Source organism: Streptomyces sp. 8K308, assembly GCF_004348315.1.
Lineage (GTDB): Bacteria > Actinomycetota > Actinomycetes > Streptomycetales > Streptomycetaceae > Streptomyces.
On sequence record NZ_SMKC01000162.1, the window covers coordinates 1 to 15,243 of the forward strand.

The window sequence follows — 15,243 nt, forward strand, 5'->3', positions numbered from 1 at the left end:
GGCTCCGCCACTGGCGGGGTGGGGAACCCTCGCCTCCGGCTCGGTTGGTCGCCTCCTGGCTCCCGGAGGGGCCCCCCCCACTTGCCCCCCCCACTCGATCGGGGGTGTGTTTTCGGGCACGCCTAACAGACCCCAGTATTCGAACAGGATTCGAACGCTAGCGTCTGTACCCGGAATTGAACGGTTCGCGACCCGTGTCATTCCGCAGAGCTAACGCTTTGACCTGGGGAAACGTGGCGAATCGACCTTGATCAATTCGAAACACATTTCCCCGTAGGCGGGAATCGTGGACGGCGAGTGACGACGGAAATGCAATGCGACCGAATGCCCAACGAGGGGGAGTCCTCTGCTACGCTCGTGACTGCTCCGCAGACCTGGGGTAGGCCGGATTGAGTTTTCGCTGTCACTCTCCCGCCCACGACCCGCGCCAACAGGTCGCAAGCGCCGGGCCTCAGGTGGGGGTTCGCCCCCCACCTGAGGCACTTGCTCTGGTGGCAGCGTACACCGTTGTAAGGCGCACGAGTGATCACGGACCGCACTTTTTCGTAGGCCAACTGTCAGTAGCCGGTGCGATGATGTGCTGATCACGTGAAGGAGCGCACATCATGGCCACACCCATCACAGCAGGAACAGCACTTCAGAGGCTCCGTGCCGCCGGTCTTGCCCCCCGGGAGTACGACGGGTGGCGCACCCACACCAGGACCGCCCAGGGGCGCCCCTGGGGCCCCGTGCACGGGGTGATGGTGCATCACTTCGGCCCGTACAGCACGGTATCCGGAGCGGTCGCCTACGCCCGCGCTGGCTCCGTGGAGCTTCCCGGGCCCCTGTACCCGATCCTGGTGGCGCCGGACGGCGCGGTGCACATGGTCGGCTGGGGGCGCTGCAACCACGCTGGCACCGGGTCCGGCGCCGTGCTCCAGGCGGTGAAGGCGGAGCGGTACCCGCTTCCCAAGCCTGGCACCGGGACGGACGGCAACCGGCACTTCTACGGGCTCTGTCTCATCCACCCCGGTGACCGGGACGACTACCCGCGCGTCCAGCTCGACGCCGCCGCCACCGTGGCCGCCGCCCTCTGCCGGGCGCACACCAAGTGGTCTGAGCTCTCGGTGATCGGGCACAAGGAGTGGCAGGCGGGGAAGCCGGACCCGGTTGGTTCGATGAACGCGTTCCGTCGCCGGGTGCGTTCGTGCTGGTCGGGGCTTCCGCCGGCCCAGGAATCCGCGGTGCCTACCCCCCGGCCGCCGACCAGCACGAACGAGCGCCTGGCGGCGCTGGAGAGGCGCGTCACGGCCTTGGAGAAGGGGGCGTCATGACCGAGGCGGAGCGGGCCACACTGACCCGCAGGACGGGGCAGACGGTCACGCACACCGTCGCCATGACCGGCATGGTCGTCTGGGCGCTTCAGGAGCACGTGTTCCCCGGGGGAATCCCCGGGGAAGTGCTGCTGTTCGTTCAGTGGGCCGTGCCGGCCCTGAGCGGCGCCGTGGCGACCTGGTGGGCCCGCCGGCATCCTCAGCGCCCCAGGCTGCCGCAGTAGGCCGCCAGCCGGCGTACAGCGGCACGCGAACGGGCCCCGGGGGGGAAGTCCCCCCGGGGCCCGTGGTGTTGGGCCGGTCAGTCGTGGCTCAGGTGAGCCGCCATCTCGCCCATGATGGCGGTGATCGTGCCGGCCGTGATCGCGTGCGCGGTCAGCCGCACGTTGTCCAGTTCCACCCCGGCTTCTTCTAGCTGGACCAGGAGGAGCGCGGCCTTTCCGTCGACGTAGGCCCGCATCCATTCGCCATCGGCGGTGGTGGTGGTGTCGCTCATGTGCTTGTCCCTTCTGTGGCGCCCCCCGGACGGTCCGGGGGGCGGTGGCAGACTTCTGGTGCGGCCCCTGGCGTCTATGCCACGTCAGGGGCCGTTCTCACTCCAGACTCACGATTACGTCGTTCGGTCCGCCGAACTCGATGCTGTCGAACTCCGGGTACGTGGCCAGAATGCCGCTCATCAGGTGGGGCACCGGGTCGCCGCCGGCGATCCACGCGGCCACCATGGCCGACATGTCCGTCTGCGGCAGGCCGTTGACGCCGCCGTGGCCGATGCCGCCGGCCTTGAACATCCGGTCGCCCTCGACCCCGCCGCGCCCCTTCTGGGAGTTGCGGTACTTGGGGTCCCCGTTCGGCGTGACCTGGGCTGTGATGTGCACTTCCCTGGGCAGTCCGAGGCGATCGATCCGGGCGCGGATCATCTGGCGCCGCACGGGGCCGTAGGCGGCCCGCAGTCGGGCCAGGTTGGCGCCGGACGGCTTGCGCTTCCCAGCGTCCCAGAACCCCCACGTCGAGCGCGGGATACCGGCCGCCGCCGCCGCAGCCTTCTTGGTGCCGTGATGCTGCTCAAGGGCCTGCATCATGCCGCGCACGTCCGTCGTCGTGCCGGGCGCGTAGCGGCGCTCCAGGGCCCGTTCCAGGGCCTGTCTCAGGTCACGCGGCACTGGTGGCCACCTCCATCACCACGAGCGCCAGCGTCAGGAACCCGGAGCCCATGCCGGTGATCAGCACGGCGTCGCGCGTCGAGTGGTAGTGGTGCAGCTCCGCGTAGGCCGCGCCGCCGCAGATGGCCGCCGCCACCAGGAGGACGACGAACGCCACCAGCATGGTGGTGGGGGCGATCCATTCAGGAAACATGGTCTTTCTCCTTCTCGTCTCCGTCGCTTTCCGCGACGGTCGTGATTTCCTTGACCTTGAACGAACCAATCTGAATTCCGGTGCGGTCGAACCGGATGGGGGAGCCGGCCGCGCCGGGCTGCAATTCGTCCAAGTCTTCCCGGGTGAACGTCATTTCGTCGGTGTTGCTCATGGAGACCGGGGCGCATCCCGCGAGGTGAGCTTTCCAGCCGACGCGCCAGAAATTCGCGCGGGACTGCGTGCGAATGGTGTGGTACCAGTCGGGGCGGTACGCGTGATTTTTCTTCTTCCTGTCTTCCGCCGGGGTGCCTTTCGGGTCCGGGGGGACAACCATCATTTGAATGGCGATGGAATAGCCGGTCTTGATGGACTCATACCGGGCGCGTGCCAAATCATCGGCCGGATTCTCGATGATCCGTTGAATGATCGCCGCCCGGTCGTCGCGGATCGCTTGGGTCCATTTCCGGAAGCGGACCCATGTTCGGCAGATGTAGGCGTCCCAGATGGTGACCTGGGGCCAGTAACCCGCCTCGGACAGCTGGTGCAGGACTTCAACGGTCGGGTGGGCCAGCCAGACGCGGCCGTCCAGGTCAGCCATGCCGAGGGGGGAGGGCATGAAGCGCGCGGCCCAGGGGTGGGCGTCCACCAGGTAGTAGCCGGGAGCCTTGTGGTAGTCGTTCACGAAATCGCCGCCGCCGGTTTCCCTTTCCAGGGCCCCGTGAGCGAAATTGACGGAGGATGCCGCCGCGAGATACGCGGCGTTCACGTCCAGGGCCACCCATTCGCGGCCGGGGGCGGTCTTGTCCGCGTTCGGGGTGCGCCAGTTCCACCCGGGGGTGATTACCTGAGTGGCGACCCGGGGGGATTTCGGCTGCCAGTAGGGGGGGCGCTTCCGCAGTAGCGGAACGTGGACCTTCTCTAGAAGGTCGGATGCCTTGTACGTCACTCGGACTCCTTTTCCGCGTTCTCGATCCTGGCCATGAGGTCTCGCTCGATTTCTCTTATGGCTGTCACCGCCGCGCGAAGCTTCTCCGGGTCGTCTTTCGGAATTCGGAGGATGACCACGTTCGGGTCAAAGTTCATTCCATCCGGTGTCAGCTTCATTCCACGATTCAGGAAATGGCGGTATGCGGCAGCTTTGGTGATGCCGTTCTCTTTGGACCAGAGAACCGCGATATTCCTTTGCGAGTCGGTCACGCGAATGAATTCTGCGTGGGGGAATTTGCCGGTCGGCTCCGGCGGGGTGTCTGCCATGGCACGGATGCTATCGGACCGACACGGACCGATAGCAAGTCAGAACACCATTCCCCCAAGAATCAACAACTTCCCTCACCCGAACAGACGATTTCCCACACGAATGCCGGTACGATTCGCACATGATCCGACGCATTCGAACAACGGCGGAGGGCTTGACCGTTGCTGCGGACGGGGCACGTCAGGACGTGGCCGCCGCCGCCGAACGCGTCGGCCGCGCCGCCGACATCACCGCCGTAGCGGCCGTGGCCGTGGCTCTGGCCGCCGTTGTGGCACTCGCCCTACTCGCGACCCGGGGCGACTCGTGACGGCCGCTCAGGCGCCCGTGGACGACGCCGCGCGCCGGTGCTCCGACACAGTGCGCCAGCACATCGTCGACGGGCACCACGGGCGGTGGATCGCGGTGCGCCTGAGCGACGGCGGGACGGACAGCAGGCACTACGGCCGCCGCCGCGACGCCGTGCGCTTCCAACTCCATCCGACGCAGTGCGCCTACGTGCGCGTACCCCGGGACGACATGAGCCCGCGCGCCGCCGCCGCGTTCCTGGCCACCCACCGCCGGTTGTACGCGGCCGGGTTGGTGCTGGCCGACCCGGACGACGACCGCGAACTCATCCTCCCCGCCGGCCGGTAGCCGGCCGCCCCGAACCGAGAGGTGACCCGTGACGACAGCACCACCCCGACCGGCAGACATCCCGGCCACCTTCCTATCCGTCCCCGGTGAGGGCCAGGAGGCGTTCGACGTGCCCGCGCCGCCGGCCGTCGCGCCGGCCGCCAGCGACCCCCAGGCGCCCGACCCGGACGCCCCCTACGGCCGCAAGGCGGACGGGACACCCAAGGCCAAACCCGGCAGGAAGGGTGCCGGAACCGGAAGTTCGTCGAGCGCCAGGAGCAAGCCGCGGGGCAAGTCCTCCCAGGTCAGCGGCGGTTCGAGCGCGAATTCGTCGAGCGCCAGGAGCAAGAGCACATCGAGGCCGGCAGGCCCCGACTACCGCGCGGCCGTGCTCGGACTCTTCCAACTCCCCGGGGCCGCTCTCGCGCTGGCCGGAGCGCAGCGGCCCGAACTCCTGGCGGACGCGATCGCCCTGGACGCCTACGCGCCGGCCGTCGCGGACGCCGTCGCCCAGCTCGCCCGCGAACAGCCTGCCGTGGCCGCGATCCTGGATCGGTTCATGCGGGCGGGCCCCTACGGCGCGTTGATCGGAGCCGTCGCGCCGCTCGTGCTGCAACTCCTGGCGAACCACCGGATCGTGAAGCCCGGGTTGCTGGGCACCATGCCGCCGGACGTGCTGGTGGCCAGCGTGACCCCGCAGGGAGCGGCGGCCTGATGGTGCGCGTCCGGGAGATGAGTCGAGCCGAGTTTCTGGGGCGGTACTGGGATTACCGCGCCGGTGAACACGTCACGTTCCTGGGGCCGACCGGCCGGGGAAAGACCACGCTCGCGTACCAACTCCTGGACGCCACCGCGACCGAAGAACTGCCCGCCATAACCCTGGTGATGAAACCGCGCGACCGGACCGTCAGCAAATGGGACCGTCGCATGAAATCCCGAGTGGTCCGCTCTTGGCCGCCCGTCAAGAAACCATGGGATAACCCGCCACGCTCGTACACGGTGTGGCCGAAACACAGCTTCACGGATATCCGCGCGGACAACGACCGAATGGCACAGGTCTTTTTCTCCGCCATCACGGATTCGTACCGGCGCGGAAACCGCATCTTGTTCGCTGATGAGCTGTACGGCTTGTGCAACGAACTGAGCCTTCAACCCGAAATCGTCGCGCTCTATACCCGGGGCCGCTCCATGGGCACCGGGATATGGGGGGCGTCGCAACGACCGTCCCACATCCCGCTATGGGCCTATTCGCAGGCAAGCCACGTCTTCATGCACCGTGATCCCGATCGTCGCGCCCGTGATCGGTACGCGGAAATAGGCGGGGTCGACCCTGATTTGGTGAAGCGGATTACCGCCAACCTGCCGGCTTTCCACTACCTCTACATCTGTCAGCACGGCCCGTATATGTGCGTGATCCGGGCCGACTAGGAAAGGCAACCTGTGACCACTCCCACCAAGGCGCCCACGCGCCGGACCGGCCAGAACGCGCAGCAGCAGGCGCCCGTGGCCCGCGCGTTCCGCATCGGCGTCCAGTCCCACGAGGAGATCAACTACGACGAGACGCGCACGCTGGGCGCGTCCACGATCGATCTCCCGGTGCTCAACGTCCCGCCCGCCGGATTCCTGCGGAACATCTACCTGGTTGTTGAGGGGACTACCGCCGGAAACGCAGCAGCGGTGACGTTCGCGGAGGACGGTCCTTTCAACGTGATCGATTCGATAACGTTGGAGGACGTGAATTCGGCTCCGATCGTCGGCCCCATTTCCGGGTACGACCTGTACGTCATCAACAAGTACGGCGGATACCGGAACCAGGACGACCCGAAAATGTCCCCGGTCTATTCCGCCGTGACCGGCTCCGGCGCCACCGGCGGAAGCTTCGCTTTCGTGCTGAAGATTCCGATCGAGCTCGTGAACCGTGACGCGCTCGGCGCGCTGCCGAACAAGTCGGGTACGGCCATGTTCAAGGTCCGCATTCGGATCGCCCCGAACGCGACCGTGTACGGCACCGCCCCGACGGCCGCCGGCTCCGTCCGGGTCCGCATGGCCCAGGTCGACTGGTGGGACCCGGACGCCCAGGACCTGAGAGGCCGCCCGCTGGCCCAGAACCCGCCGGCCGTCCAGACGACGCAATACTGGTCCAAGGCGGTGTTCAACGTGAATTCCGGCGCCATCCGGCAGCAGCTCGAACGCGTCGGATACCTGGTCCGGAACCTCATCTTCATCACGGAGGACACGAATTCCAGCCGCTTGGCGGGTGACGCGAACTTCCCCGATCCGTTCACGTTCCAGTTCGAGGCGAACACGCTCCTGACGCGTAACCGGGTGGTGTGGCGTCACATGATCGCCGAGGACTTCGGCTACAACGCCGCCGCCGAATCCGCCGGGGGTCGGGACAACGGCGTGTACCCGCTTCCCTTCAACCTGGACTTCGGCCTCAAGCCCGGCGCGGAATCCCGTCGCGGATACCTGCCGACTTCCGCCGCCGCCCGCTTGGAAGTGCAGGGGAACATGGGCGGCGCCGGGACCCTGACGGTTCTCACGAACGACGTCGCTCCGGCCAACGGGGACGACGCGCAACTGACGGTCTAAACGGCCGTTAAACGCTCGATAAACGAGAAGGAGGGAAATCCGTGGACACGATCAAGGGTTGGGTTCTGAACACGTCGTTCGCGCTCGGCGTCGTGGCCGGAATCGTCGCGATCAAGATGGTCAAGCGCTGATGGCGGCGCAGGGTCGGGATATCCCGGGGATCGGTATCTTCATGATGACCGTGGGCGGATTCCTGATGTATGTGGGAATCCGAAACATTCCGCTGGTTCAGGGGCTCCGGGAAATCACCTCTGGGCGAATCCCGACCCCGCGCGAATCCCGGCGGACAACGGTGGAGTTTGAGACTCCCGCGTTTGATATCGGTCAGCTTGGCGAATCCGACAACGGTGGTTCGTCGGGCGGAGGGAATCGGGCGGTATAGCCATGGCCAGAACGACCGGACCGATTCTTGCTATCGGTGGTATCACCGTGGCGAACCAGGTGATATTCAACGAGGAAGACATGGACTGGCGGGTGCCGATAGCAACCGGCATAGCGGCCATGCTGTTTTCACTCGCCGAGCGCGGGTGGGAAAAGGGCGCCGTGTCCCTTGCATATCTGGCGCTGCTGACGTCCCTGATCGCCCGTATCGGTGGACGGCCGTCGCCTATCGAGTCGGCCGCAGCATGGTGGGGGAGAGGGCCCGCCGAACCCGGAAAGGGAATCGGCGGCGGTGGAAATACCGGACGCTATCGGCCCGCATGAAATGAGGAAACAATGAGCAGCTTCGAAAAGATCGCCATGGGGATCATCGGAATCGCCATGGTCACCACCCTGATTCTGCCCAGGAGGCAGACGCCCCAGGTGATTGACGCGGCTACCCGATTCTTCCGGGGCAGCCTCGCGACGGCCATGGGGACCGACTGACGTGGCCGGCGGGATCTCCGGCGGGTGGAAGTCCCGCCGGTTGTTCGTCGACTACCCGACCCCGCTTGGCCGGCCGGAGCAGGCCGCCCTGCATGAGTCCCCGGATCACCTGGAACCGGGCTCACGGCCGCCCTACGCGGCTCCCAGACTCCAACCGGCGCCGCCCACCGTTGAGGACCCCGGGACGGCGTACGACCCCGTATGGCCGTCTCAGGCGCCCGGTCTGGTCCTGGACCACGAGCGGATCACCCACGACGGCGACGGCGGCGCCGGGGGTGGCCAGAGCCTCTACGCCGCGCAGGCCGCCGGCAACGCCGCCCGCAGTCGGGACCTGGGCGCCGCCGCGCGCCAGCTGCACGAGGAACCGGTGGAGCGGGCCAGGGACGAGACCTACGCGACGGAGCGGCTGACCGTCGCGCCGGTGAGCGCGGGCAGCAGGGTCGCCACCTTGCGCGGCCGGAATTCCCTGCCGGAGAACAACCCGGACGGATTCCGCCCCGGAATTCGCGTCCAGCGGTGGGTTAACCGCCGTATCTGGCTGCGGCACCGGCGGCATGATCTCCGGCCGCTGGCGCCGCTCGTGGCCGCTGCTGCGGTCGATTCCCCGGCATTGGAAGAGGGCAACCGCTATACGTCGCCATTCGGTTGGATGCAGCGCGCCCGAAAGCGTCACGTCATTTCGCCGATGCAGCGCAGGAATCCCCGGGATTGGGACGAAGCGGTGACGACGGATGGCGTCACGGATTCGGGCGATATCGCAACCGCGGTGGACCCTGCATATCAGGTCTGGGGGTTGTAATGGCGGAGACCATGGATATCCCCGGAATTGGGAATGTGCCGCGCACTTACGTGTATGTCGGTGGTGCCGTTGTAGTCGGCATCGTGGGATACGCGTGGTTCACCCGTGAGCCGGAAATCCCGGTTGAATATCCGGTGGATGAGGGTGATATCGGTGACGGTGACGATTCTTACGAGAATCCCGCTCCGGGTGGCTCCACAGTGCCGAGTGAACCGACCGATCCGGAATTGCTTCCGCCGACCACGAATGCCGACTGGTTCAGGCGCGCGGTTGCCTATCTGGAGTCCATAGGATATGAGGCGTCCACTGTTTCGGCGGCGCTCGGGAGATACCTCGATCGGAGGCAACTCACCTCGGCTCAAGCGGATATCGTGCGGCAGGCTATCGGCGCGATAGGGCCCGTTCCGGTCGGTACCTATTTCATTCTGGTTCAGGGGACCACTCCGACCACGCCGAAACCGACCACGCCGAAACCGACCACGCCGAAACCGACCACGCCGAAACCGACCACGCCGAAACCGAGGAAACCGCCGACGCGATCGAGGACAATCACCAGTTCCCTGCCGACGCTTTCTCAACTGGTGGCCGCGTACAACAGGCAATACCGTACGTCGTTCTCGTGGTCGCAGATTTGGAATTTCAATCTCCGGTGGCGCTCGGCTGACACTGTGGCCACTATGCGGAGACGTGGCCCGAATCTCGTCTATCGGGGAACTACGTTCTGGTTCCCGACCAATCCAGCGGATATCAACAAGTAGGAAGGAATGCCCCTCATGGCTCAGGCTTTCAAGCCCGAAATCAGTATCGGATTCGGGTTGGCGACGGCCACCCTGGTCTACGGCGTGTATCAGCACGCGCTTCCCCCGATCACGGATATTCGGGTGGCGGATCAGCAGGATCACGACGTCGAGGCCGCTGAAAGGTCGGCGGCCTGGATTTCGGCCGGAGTGGTCGCGGGTGTTTCCCTGCTGACCCGCGACGCCACGGTCTTTGTGCTCGGCGCCGGAATGGTCGTGCTGATGGCGTGGTGGCACCGCCACGCCGATCAGGTGGACCCGGTTTCCGGTCTCGCGTCCATGGTGAATCTCCCGACGCGCGTGGAGGCCACCGGCGACACCACCTATGAGGCCCGCGAGGCGATCTAATGCCGCGCCTCACGCCTGCCCAGATAGCGCGCGTCGCCAAGGACGCCGGATTCTCCGGGAACGCCCTACAGATCGCCGTGGCGGTGGCTCTCGGGGAATCCGGCGGGCGGACGGACGCTCACAACGCCGTGCCTCCGGACAATTCCTACGGGCTGTGGCAGATCAACATGTTGGGCAGTCTGGGGCCCGCGCGCCGCCGTCAATTCGGGTTGAGCTCGAATAACGAGTTGTTCAACGCGTCCACAAACGCTCGCGCCGCTTATGCCATATCAAGCCGCGGTACGAATTTCCGCCCCTGGTCCGTTTACACAAACGGCACCTATCGCATGCACATGAACCGTGCGGCGGACGGTGTGCGCGGGGTCGGCGGCGCGGTTGTCCCGGAGACAGGCGGCGGTGGCGGTGGAGCTAGCTCGATCGGCGATATCCAGATAGGAAGCCAGTCGAGGCAGATCGATTTCACCGGGGAGGACGGGACATCACAGATCAACCTGTCGTTCGGACTCGATCTGTTCAACTGGTTCCGCCGACTGGCGCAACTTCCGGGCGCGGAGGAATTGGCGGGACAGCTCCCGCTATTCGGGCCGATCGTGTCTGCCATCGGGTCTATCACTGACCTGATGATGGTGTGGACTACGGCCCTGGTGAAAGGCGCCGCATGGGTCGCAAATCCCGATAACTGGGTTAGAGTGGTTCAGGTAGTGGTCGGCGGTGTGCTGGTGATATCCGGCGCCAGCATCAGCGCCCGACCCTTTGCCCAGCCGATCGTTTCAGGAGTGCAAGGCGTCGCTACCACGGTCGCCACCCGGGGTGCCGCAGGAAAGGGCGGGAAATGAGCGCAGGAGCGGAATTCGAGAATGAGCCGTCCCCGGATTTGGGGGACGTTCAGCAGCATGAGCCGGAAAAGGAACTGCCGACTCCCCCGGTGCCGGTCGTGCAGCAGGGTCCGGTCATGGTGCAGCAGCTCCCGACGCGCACGGCGTCCATGCGCGCGATCGCCCTGAGCGGCCTGGAGACGATCGCGGGGGAGGATGACCGCCGGGCGTCCCTCACGCTGTACGCGCGGGCCCTGGGGCCCGGTTTCTACGTTGGGACGGATCGCCAGATGGTGTCGGCCGGGGCGGCGGCCTTCTTCGACTCCGGGCAGGTGGTTGTTCTGCGGACGACGGAGCGGCTGTACGCGCGGGCGGACGATAACGCGTCGGAAGCCTGCCGGTTGACGGTGGTTCAGGAACTTTGGGCTGACTGATGCCGGGGCAATTCAACTCGGCTTATTCCGCCGTGGCGAACGCGCAAGGCGTCGCAAGAGTGGATATCCAACCGCCCAGAATGCATGTCTGGACGGTTTCACAGGTCACCGTGGAAATGGACTCCGCGCCGATCGGGTCGGCGTGCTTTCTCCGCATGAACGGCAGCCTGATAACGCCGCTCGTGTCGACCGGCGACGTGGCTGCCGGGGAACCGTACCTTCAACTCCTGGCGACGGACACGCTGTCCGTGGAATGGCGTTCGGTGACCCCGGGATCGGTCGGGCAGGTATTCGTGTTCTACACGGAGGGAAGATGAAAGCGTCTCTCGCTTCCATGCTCCGCTGGTTGGTGCTTCCCTGGGGGAAGACTTCCGGGCGCCGGATCGTGTTGGACGGCCAGAACGGCGGCGTCCAGATATACGACGACTCCAATACGCTGGTGGCAGATCTCGGCCCTGACGTGAATGCCGACTCGCAGAACCCGGCGGGGCTTTGGACGCGCGGATATCAGTTCCCCCGGGCGATCTATTCGTTTCTCGGCGGCGGTATCGTCCAGTTCGGCACCGTGACAGCATCAGCGATCAATACCCGATCGTCCGTCTCGTTCAGTGTGGTCGATTCCGCGCCGCGCTCCACCACGCTGCAACTGACGTCCGGGGCCCCTATCGGCACCACCGATCAGGCAATCGTCTCCCTGACATCTCGGGTGGGTTCGGCACCGGCAGTGGCCGTTTCCGGAGTGCTGACAGCAAGCAACATAGCGACGGGCCTAGCCCAGATAACCCCGGTGGCCAACTCCCCCACATCCCTTTCGATTACGGGCCTGAACGTCACCGGGTCCAACCTGGTGGCATTCGCTACCGCGCTCACTGCGGTACCGGGCTCAACCGTTATCGAAACCTCGGTAAACAACCTGTCAAACACGTCGCTGAACGTCTGGGTGTACCGGACGAACACGACGACAACTGGCGTGTATTGGATGGTGATTGGCCGGTGACAACGGAAGAGGAACCGCCATACGTCTGGCATCTGGTGACGTGCCGGACGGACGGTTGTCCCGTGGAAGACGAGACATTCCGCGTGAAGCTCTACGTGAACGCGGACGGCATATTCCGGGCTCAGTGCGGCCAGTGCGGCGGTACTCCGGAGATCGTGGAAGATGAGGTTCAGACCCCATGACGATGACGTGTGCGTGGAGCGGCCGGCAGTTCGAGGGCGCTGGGTACGTTCTCCAGACGACCGGCGGGCAGGTGATCGTGAGCGCGGAAGCGATCGAAGCGGCGGCGGCGGTCGGCCACCTCTCTGACGTGATGTCCCGCCAGGCGGACCGCCTCGGCGCGCTCACGGCGCGCGTGGAGGAACTCGAATCCGCGGTGGCCTCCCTGGTGAAGTCGCAGGCCAGCACCGGTTCGAGCGCGAGCAAGAGCACGGCCAGGAGCAAGGGGGCGGCCGGTGAGTGACGCGGCTACGGTCGTTGTGCAACCGGCCGACGACGGTCAGGACCAGGAGGCCGCGTTCGCGGCCGGAGTGGCAGCGGCCACGGCCGCGCAGGCAGCGGAGGACGCGGCGGTGGCGGAGGAGACGGCGGAGCGGGCGGCGGAGCGGGCGGAGGCCGCCGACGCGGCAGCGACGACGGCCGCTGAGACGGCCTGGGCGACGCAGGAGGCGGTAGCGGGGCTCACTGCCACCGTGGAGACCCTGGCGGCTAGGCTGGAAGCTCAGGAGGCCGCCCAGGTGCCCCAGGAGGGTCCGGCGGAAGAGGAAGTCCCCGCGCCGCCCGAAAAGGAGCTGGCGCCCCAGGAGGACGGCGGCGGGGACACGGAGGACGACGGAGAGCCGGAGGCGCTGCCGCGCCGCTACGGCTCCCGCCGGTGGTTCGACCGCCGGTGAAGTCCTCCCGATGCCCCCGGGTTGGGTGACCCGGGGGCATCAAGCATTCCCGGTAGCTGTATTGGCCACGTTGCTATCGGTCCGATAGCATCGCCGCACTCAATCACCCGAGAGGGGCGCCAGATGAGGCATTTCCCCGGAGATGATCCGAAAGTCACCCAATATCAAACGGAAATCGAACGGGCCCGCGCGCTCGTGTCCGCCGGTATTCGCATGCTCCTGGTGGCGGGCATGCACGGCGCGATCCTGGGCGACACTGTGCGCGGCATCGTCGAGTCCGAGACCGACACGTGGAATGCGGAGATGGACGCCCGGGAGTCGCTGGCCACCGTTCAGGCTGAGCTGTCCGCCACGCTCCTGGAGTTGGAGGGACACGACCGGGAGCGCGCGGAGATCGAAGCGGCGGCCGTCCAGATGTTCCCCCGGCACGGCAGCGCACCCACGCTGCCGTACGGGGCACCCTCCCTGCCCGTGCACGGCCGCTGTGCGCCCCGTAGGCGCCCGACCGTCGACCCCGGGGGGTCTAGCCCCGCCGGGTTCCTGCCATGGGCGGAGACGGCCGCTCAGGCGCTCCCCCGGGGGGAGTCGGCGTGACCGTCTACGTAGGGGGCGCGGTGCGCCGGGAGTTTGGGGCACGCAACGTCGCGGCAGTGGTCGCCGACCCGCCGGAAGTCGTCGAGTGCCGGGTGTGCCGGCGGACGGCCCGCCCCAGGGAGGAAGCAGTCTCCCTCGGCGCGCTCGTGGTGGCCAGCGGCGCCCCGGTGATCACGGCGTGGTCGCACCGGGCCTGCGCCGGCTCGAAGGTGCTGACGCACGCTCAGTTCACGGCGGAGGCGCTGCCAGCGACGCTCATGTCAGCAGAGGAAGAGAGCACGATCACCGACCCCGGCTTGATCGTGGAGGGGGAAAAGTGGCTCTGAACATGGACTACGAACCGCAACCCCAGCCGTCAGAGCACGTCGTCGTGTTCGCGGGCACCGCTGCCACCCTGGCCTATTTGATGGCTTCTGGACGGCAGGCAGACGCCGCGCGCACGATCGCCCAGGCATCGGTTGCGATGCGCCGTGAGCTGGTTGCCGTGATGCGCGCCGCCGCCGTGCTTCTGGAGCTTGGCCTACCGCCCGAGGCGGGGGTTTCCGATGAACCGCCGTTCTGACGCCCAGTCAGGGACGGGCCACCGGTAGATATCGGCGAATCCATCGCCGACCGGAAGTGCATCCCGTAGTATCAGATTCCCCCCACTCACCGGCGGCGCAGGGCGTACCGCCGCCGGCTCCGCGCGGGAGGTCATTCCTGCGGAGCACACCGCCCCCGGACCGCTCCACCGGCCGGGGGCGGCGCCATGTTCACGGCCGCCCCCGGCCGGTACGATGATGCTCTGCTCTCGATCACAGAGCGGTCAATCGGACCCCCCGGCGCTCCCCCCCTCATCCCCTGAGAGCGGCGCCGGGGGTTCCACCGTCCTAGGCGCGGTAAGCTACCTGGAGACCGGTAGGAGAGCCGGCAAAGAGCGGCGGGCCCCCGGGGGACGAGACACCCCCCGGGGGCCCGCTGCTGCGGTACGCTTCCCCCCGTCGCCCCCGCCGGGGGCGGTGCCTCCAAGTGCGGTGCACGCACGGGCCGTTGGGGAGCGGGTTCGCAGGATTCGCCCCCCAACGGCCGCGTGTCCCCCCGGTCTGGGGCCGGGGGGACACGGGGATCACAACTGCATAAACCCTGCTGAGGGTCGCAACCTACGCAGAGCGGACAAGGCACCGCAAAGCCGATAGTTGCACGTCATAAGCCCTATGAGGGTGCATCCCCCCCGGTAAGTGACACAACGTCACCCATCCGGGGGGTGCTGACAAAACCCCAGTAACTACACAGATGCATCACCCCCCCAGAGGGCCGCAGAGCGGCCCTACGGGCGCGGAGCGCCCGCCCTGGGGCGCGGAGCCCCACCTAGGCGCCCGGAGGGCGCCCCACGGGCGCGGAGCGCCCGCCGGCCGCGCGTGCGCGGCCCGGTGCGGGCGGAGCCCGGCACCCGACACCCCGCCGCGAAGCGGCCGGCTGATGGGACGCATGCCCACCGGCGGGGCGATGATCGCCGTGGAGGCCACCGAGGAGGAGGTCGCTCCCGAACTCGCCGGCCGAGGCGAGCTGGTGGGGCTCGCCGCCGTCAACGGCCC

26 protein-coding genes are annotated in these 15,243 nt (G+C 67.0%); 21 read left to right on the forward strand and 5 right to left on the reverse strand.

Annotated elements, in window-relative coordinates; all coding sequences use genetic code 11:
- Positions 1 to 605 precede the first annotated feature (605 nt).
- Together E1265_RS21285 and E1265_RS21290 are read left to right on the forward strand one after the other, a co-directional pair.
- Complete coding sequence (locus tag E1265_RS21285) at positions 606 to 1,313, forward strand: N-acetylmuramoyl-L-alanine amidase (RefSeq protein ID WP_132932298.1); 708 nt, start codon at positions 606 to 608, stop codon at positions 1,311 to 1,313.
- The gene (locus E1265_RS21290; protein WP_132932300.1) at positions 1,310 to 1,537 is read left to right on the forward strand and encodes a hypothetical protein; all 228 of its coding nucleotides are present in this window, start codon (positions 1,310 to 1,312) and stop codon (positions 1,535 to 1,537) included. Before E1265_RS21285 ends, E1265_RS21290 begins: the two co-directional genes overlap by 4 nt.
- A 77-nt stretch (positions 1,538 to 1,614) precedes the next feature.
- On the opposite strand, the gene E1265_RS21295 is transcribed toward E1265_RS21290, so the two are convergent.
- The 5 genes from E1265_RS21295 to E1265_RS21315 all read right to left on the reverse strand — a co-directional run bounded on the left by E1265_RS21295 (position 1,615) and on the right by E1265_RS21315 (position 3,920).
- Positions 1,615 to 1,809, reverse strand: coding sequence for a hypothetical protein (locus E1265_RS21295; protein ID WP_132932302.1), 195 nt, complete (start codon positions 1,807 to 1,809; stop codon positions 1,615 to 1,617).
- Positions 1,810 to 1,906: 97 nt separating this feature from the next.
- The gene (locus tag E1265_RS21300; RefSeq protein ID WP_132932304.1) at positions 1,907 to 2,473 is read right to left on the reverse strand and encodes a hypothetical protein; all 567 of its coding nucleotides are present in this window, start codon (positions 2,471 to 2,473) and stop codon (positions 1,907 to 1,909) included.
- Positions 2,463 to 2,666 (reverse strand): hypothetical protein, encoded by a 204-nt coding sequence (locus E1265_RS21305; RefSeq protein ID WP_132932306.1) that lies wholly within the window; start codon positions 2,664 to 2,666, stop codon positions 2,463 to 2,465. The genes E1265_RS21300 and E1265_RS21305 overlap by 11 nt, the downstream gene beginning before the upstream one ends.
- Entirely contained in the window at positions 2,656 to 3,612 is a 957-nt protein-coding gene (locus E1265_RS21310; protein ID WP_132932308.1) for a hypothetical protein, read from the reverse strand. Before E1265_RS21310 ends, E1265_RS21305 begins: the two co-directional genes overlap by 11 nt.
- Complete coding sequence (locus E1265_RS21315) at positions 3,609 to 3,920, reverse strand: hypothetical protein (protein ID WP_132932310.1); 312 nt, start codon at positions 3,918 to 3,920, stop codon at positions 3,609 to 3,611. The genes E1265_RS21310 and E1265_RS21315 overlap by 4 nt, the downstream gene beginning before the upstream one ends.
- Before the next feature lie 155 nt (positions 3,921 to 4,075).
- On the opposite strand from E1265_RS21315, the gene E1265_RS37185 reads away from it, so the two are divergent.
- From E1265_RS37185 to E1265_RS21400, 19 genes are all read left to right on the forward strand, one after another.
- A complete protein-coding gene (locus tag E1265_RS37185; RefSeq protein WP_165953825.1) occupies positions 4,076 to 4,228 on the forward strand; it encodes a hypothetical protein in 153 nt (50 codons plus the stop codon).
- A 50-nt stretch (positions 4,229 to 4,278) separates the two neighbouring features.
- Positions 4,279 to 4,554, forward strand: a complete 276-nt coding sequence (locus tag E1265_RS21320) for a hypothetical protein (protein WP_132932312.1) — start codon at positions 4,279 to 4,281, stop codon at positions 4,552 to 4,554.
- Positions 4,555 to 4,582: 28 nt separating this feature from the next.
- Positions 4,583 to 5,248 carry a hypothetical protein gene (locus E1265_RS21325; protein WP_132932313.1) on the forward strand — a complete coding sequence of 222 codons (666 nt, stop codon included), beginning with the start codon at positions 4,583 to 4,585 and terminating at the stop codon, positions 5,246 to 5,248.
- Entirely contained in the window at positions 5,248 to 5,961 is a 714-nt protein-coding gene (locus E1265_RS21330; protein WP_132932315.1) for a hypothetical protein, read from the forward strand. The genes E1265_RS21325 and E1265_RS21330 overlap by 1 nt, the downstream gene beginning before the upstream one ends.
- A 12-nt stretch (positions 5,962 to 5,973) precedes the next feature.
- On the forward strand, positions 5,974 to 7,125 hold the full coding sequence (locus E1265_RS21335; RefSeq protein WP_132932317.1) for a hypothetical protein: 1,152 nt from the start codon (positions 5,974 to 5,976) through the stop codon (positions 7,123 to 7,125).
- A gap of 384 nt (positions 7,126 to 7,509) precedes the next feature.
- Complete coding sequence (locus E1265_RS21340) at positions 7,510 to 7,830, forward strand: hypothetical protein (protein ID WP_132932319.1); 321 nt, start codon at positions 7,510 to 7,512, stop codon at positions 7,828 to 7,830.
- A 12-nt stretch (positions 7,831 to 7,842) separates the two neighbouring features.
- Positions 7,843 to 7,992, forward strand: a complete 150-nt coding sequence (locus tag E1265_RS37190; protein ID WP_165953826.1) for a hypothetical protein — start codon at positions 7,843 to 7,845, stop codon at positions 7,990 to 7,992.
- Position 7,993: 1 nt separating this feature from the next.
- Positions 7,994 to 8,791 carry a hypothetical protein gene (locus tag E1265_RS21345; RefSeq protein WP_132932321.1) on the forward strand — a complete coding sequence of 266 codons (798 nt, stop codon included), beginning with the start codon at positions 7,994 to 7,996 and terminating at the stop codon, positions 8,789 to 8,791.
- Positions 8,791 to 9,549, forward strand: a complete 759-nt coding sequence (locus E1265_RS21350; protein WP_132932323.1) for a hypothetical protein — start codon at positions 8,791 to 8,793, stop codon at positions 9,547 to 9,549. The genes E1265_RS21345 and E1265_RS21350 overlap by 1 nt, the downstream gene beginning before the upstream one ends.
- Before the next feature lie 15 nt (positions 9,550 to 9,564).
- Entirely contained in the window at positions 9,565 to 9,936 is a 372-nt protein-coding gene (locus E1265_RS21355; RefSeq protein ID WP_132932325.1) for a hypothetical protein, read from the forward strand.
- Positions 9,936 to 10,772 carry a hypothetical protein gene (locus tag E1265_RS21360; protein WP_132932327.1) on the forward strand — a complete coding sequence of 279 codons (837 nt, stop codon included), beginning with the start codon at positions 9,936 to 9,938 and terminating at the stop codon, positions 10,770 to 10,772. The genes E1265_RS21355 and E1265_RS21360 overlap by 1 nt, the downstream gene beginning before the upstream one ends.
- Positions 10,769 to 11,185, forward strand: coding sequence for a hypothetical protein (locus tag E1265_RS21365; protein WP_132932328.1), 417 nt, complete (start codon positions 10,769 to 10,771; stop codon positions 11,183 to 11,185). Before E1265_RS21360 ends, E1265_RS21365 begins: the two co-directional genes overlap by 4 nt.
- On the forward strand, positions 11,185 to 11,502 hold the full coding sequence (locus E1265_RS21370; protein WP_132932330.1) for a hypothetical protein: 318 nt from the start codon (positions 11,185 to 11,187) through the stop codon (positions 11,500 to 11,502). Before E1265_RS21365 ends, E1265_RS21370 begins: the two co-directional genes overlap by 1 nt.
- Positions 11,499 to 12,182 (forward strand): hypothetical protein, encoded by a 684-nt coding sequence (locus E1265_RS21375; protein WP_132932332.1) that lies wholly within the window; start codon positions 11,499 to 11,501, stop codon positions 12,180 to 12,182. Before E1265_RS21370 ends, E1265_RS21375 begins: the two co-directional genes overlap by 4 nt.
- 178 nt (positions 12,183 to 12,360) lie before the next feature.
- Entirely contained in the window at positions 12,361 to 12,645 is a 285-nt protein-coding gene (locus tag E1265_RS21380) for a hypothetical protein (protein ID WP_132932334.1), read from the forward strand.
- Entirely contained in the window at positions 12,638 to 13,075 is a 438-nt protein-coding gene (locus tag E1265_RS21385; protein ID WP_132932336.1) for a hypothetical protein, read from the forward strand. Before E1265_RS21380 ends, E1265_RS21385 begins: the two co-directional genes overlap by 8 nt.
- 222 nt (positions 13,076 to 13,297) lie before the next feature.
- Positions 13,298 to 13,669: a hypothetical protein gene (locus E1265_RS21390; protein ID WP_132932338.1), complete on the forward strand. Its 372-nt coding sequence runs from the start codon at positions 13,298 to 13,300 to the stop codon at positions 13,667 to 13,669.
- Positions 13,666 to 13,995, forward strand: coding sequence for a hypothetical protein (locus E1265_RS21395; RefSeq protein WP_132932340.1), 330 nt, complete (start codon positions 13,666 to 13,668; stop codon positions 13,993 to 13,995). Before E1265_RS21390 ends, E1265_RS21395 begins: the two co-directional genes overlap by 4 nt.
- A gap of 2 nt (positions 13,996 to 13,997) precedes the next feature.
- On the forward strand, positions 13,998 to 14,231 hold the full coding sequence (locus E1265_RS21400; protein WP_132932342.1) for a hypothetical protein: 234 nt from the start codon (positions 13,998 to 14,000) through the stop codon (positions 14,229 to 14,231).
- Positions 14,232 to 15,243: the final 1,012 nt, after the last annotated feature.

What these genes read in the sequence shown, in the direction of transcription:
- E1265_RS21285 (WP_132932298.1), top strand. Translation starts at nt 606, where the DNA reads ATGGCCACACCCATCACAGCAGGAACAGCACTTCAGAGGCTCCGTGCC.
- E1265_RS21290 (WP_132932300.1), top strand. Translation starts at nt 1,310, where the DNA reads ATGACCGAGGCGGAGCGGGCCACACTGACCCGCAGGACGGGGCAGACG.
- E1265_RS21295 (WP_132932302.1), bottom strand. Translation starts at nt 1,809, where the DNA reads ATGAGCGACACCACCACCACCGCCGATGGCGAATGGATGCGGGCCTAC.
- E1265_RS21305 (WP_132932306.1), bottom strand. Translation starts at nt 2,666, where the DNA reads ATGTTTCCTGAATGGATCGCCCCCACCACCATGCTGGTGGCGTTCGTC.
- E1265_RS21315 (WP_132932310.1), bottom strand. Translation starts at nt 3,920, where the DNA reads ATGGCAGACACCCCGCCGGAGCCGACCGGCAAATTCCCCCACGCAGAA.
- E1265_RS21330 (WP_132932315.1), top strand. Translation starts at nt 5,248, where the DNA reads ATGGTGCGCGTCCGGGAGATGAGTCGAGCCGAGTTTCTGGGGCGGTAC.
- E1265_RS21340 (WP_132932319.1), top strand. Translation starts at nt 7,510, where the DNA reads ATGGCCAGAACGACCGGACCGATTCTTGCTATCGGTGGTATCACCGTG.
- E1265_RS37190 (WP_165953826.1), top strand. Translation starts at nt 7,843, where the DNA reads ATGAGCAGCTTCGAAAAGATCGCCATGGGGATCATCGGAATCGCCATG.
- E1265_RS21350 (WP_132932323.1), top strand. Translation starts at nt 8,791, where the DNA reads ATGGCGGAGACCATGGATATCCCCGGAATTGGGAATGTGCCGCGCACT.
- E1265_RS21355 (WP_132932325.1), top strand. Translation starts at nt 9,565, where the DNA reads ATGGCTCAGGCTTTCAAGCCCGAAATCAGTATCGGATTCGGGTTGGCG.
- E1265_RS21360 (WP_132932327.1), top strand. Translation starts at nt 9,936, where the DNA reads ATGCCGCGCCTCACGCCTGCCCAGATAGCGCGCGTCGCCAAGGACGCC.
- E1265_RS21365 (WP_132932328.1), top strand. Translation starts at nt 10,769, where the DNA reads ATGAGCGCAGGAGCGGAATTCGAGAATGAGCCGTCCCCGGATTTGGGG.
- E1265_RS21370 (WP_132932330.1), top strand. Translation starts at nt 11,185, where the DNA reads ATGCCGGGGCAATTCAACTCGGCTTATTCCGCCGTGGCGAACGCGCAA.
- E1265_RS21375 (WP_132932332.1), top strand. Translation starts at nt 11,499, where the DNA reads ATGAAAGCGTCTCTCGCTTCCATGCTCCGCTGGTTGGTGCTTCCCTGG.
- E1265_RS21380 (WP_132932334.1), top strand. Translation starts at nt 12,361, where the DNA reads ATGACGATGACGTGTGCGTGGAGCGGCCGGCAGTTCGAGGGCGCTGGG.
- E1265_RS21400 (WP_132932342.1), top strand. Translation starts at nt 13,998, where the DNA reads ATGGACTACGAACCGCAACCCCAGCCGTCAGAGCACGTCGTCGTGTTC.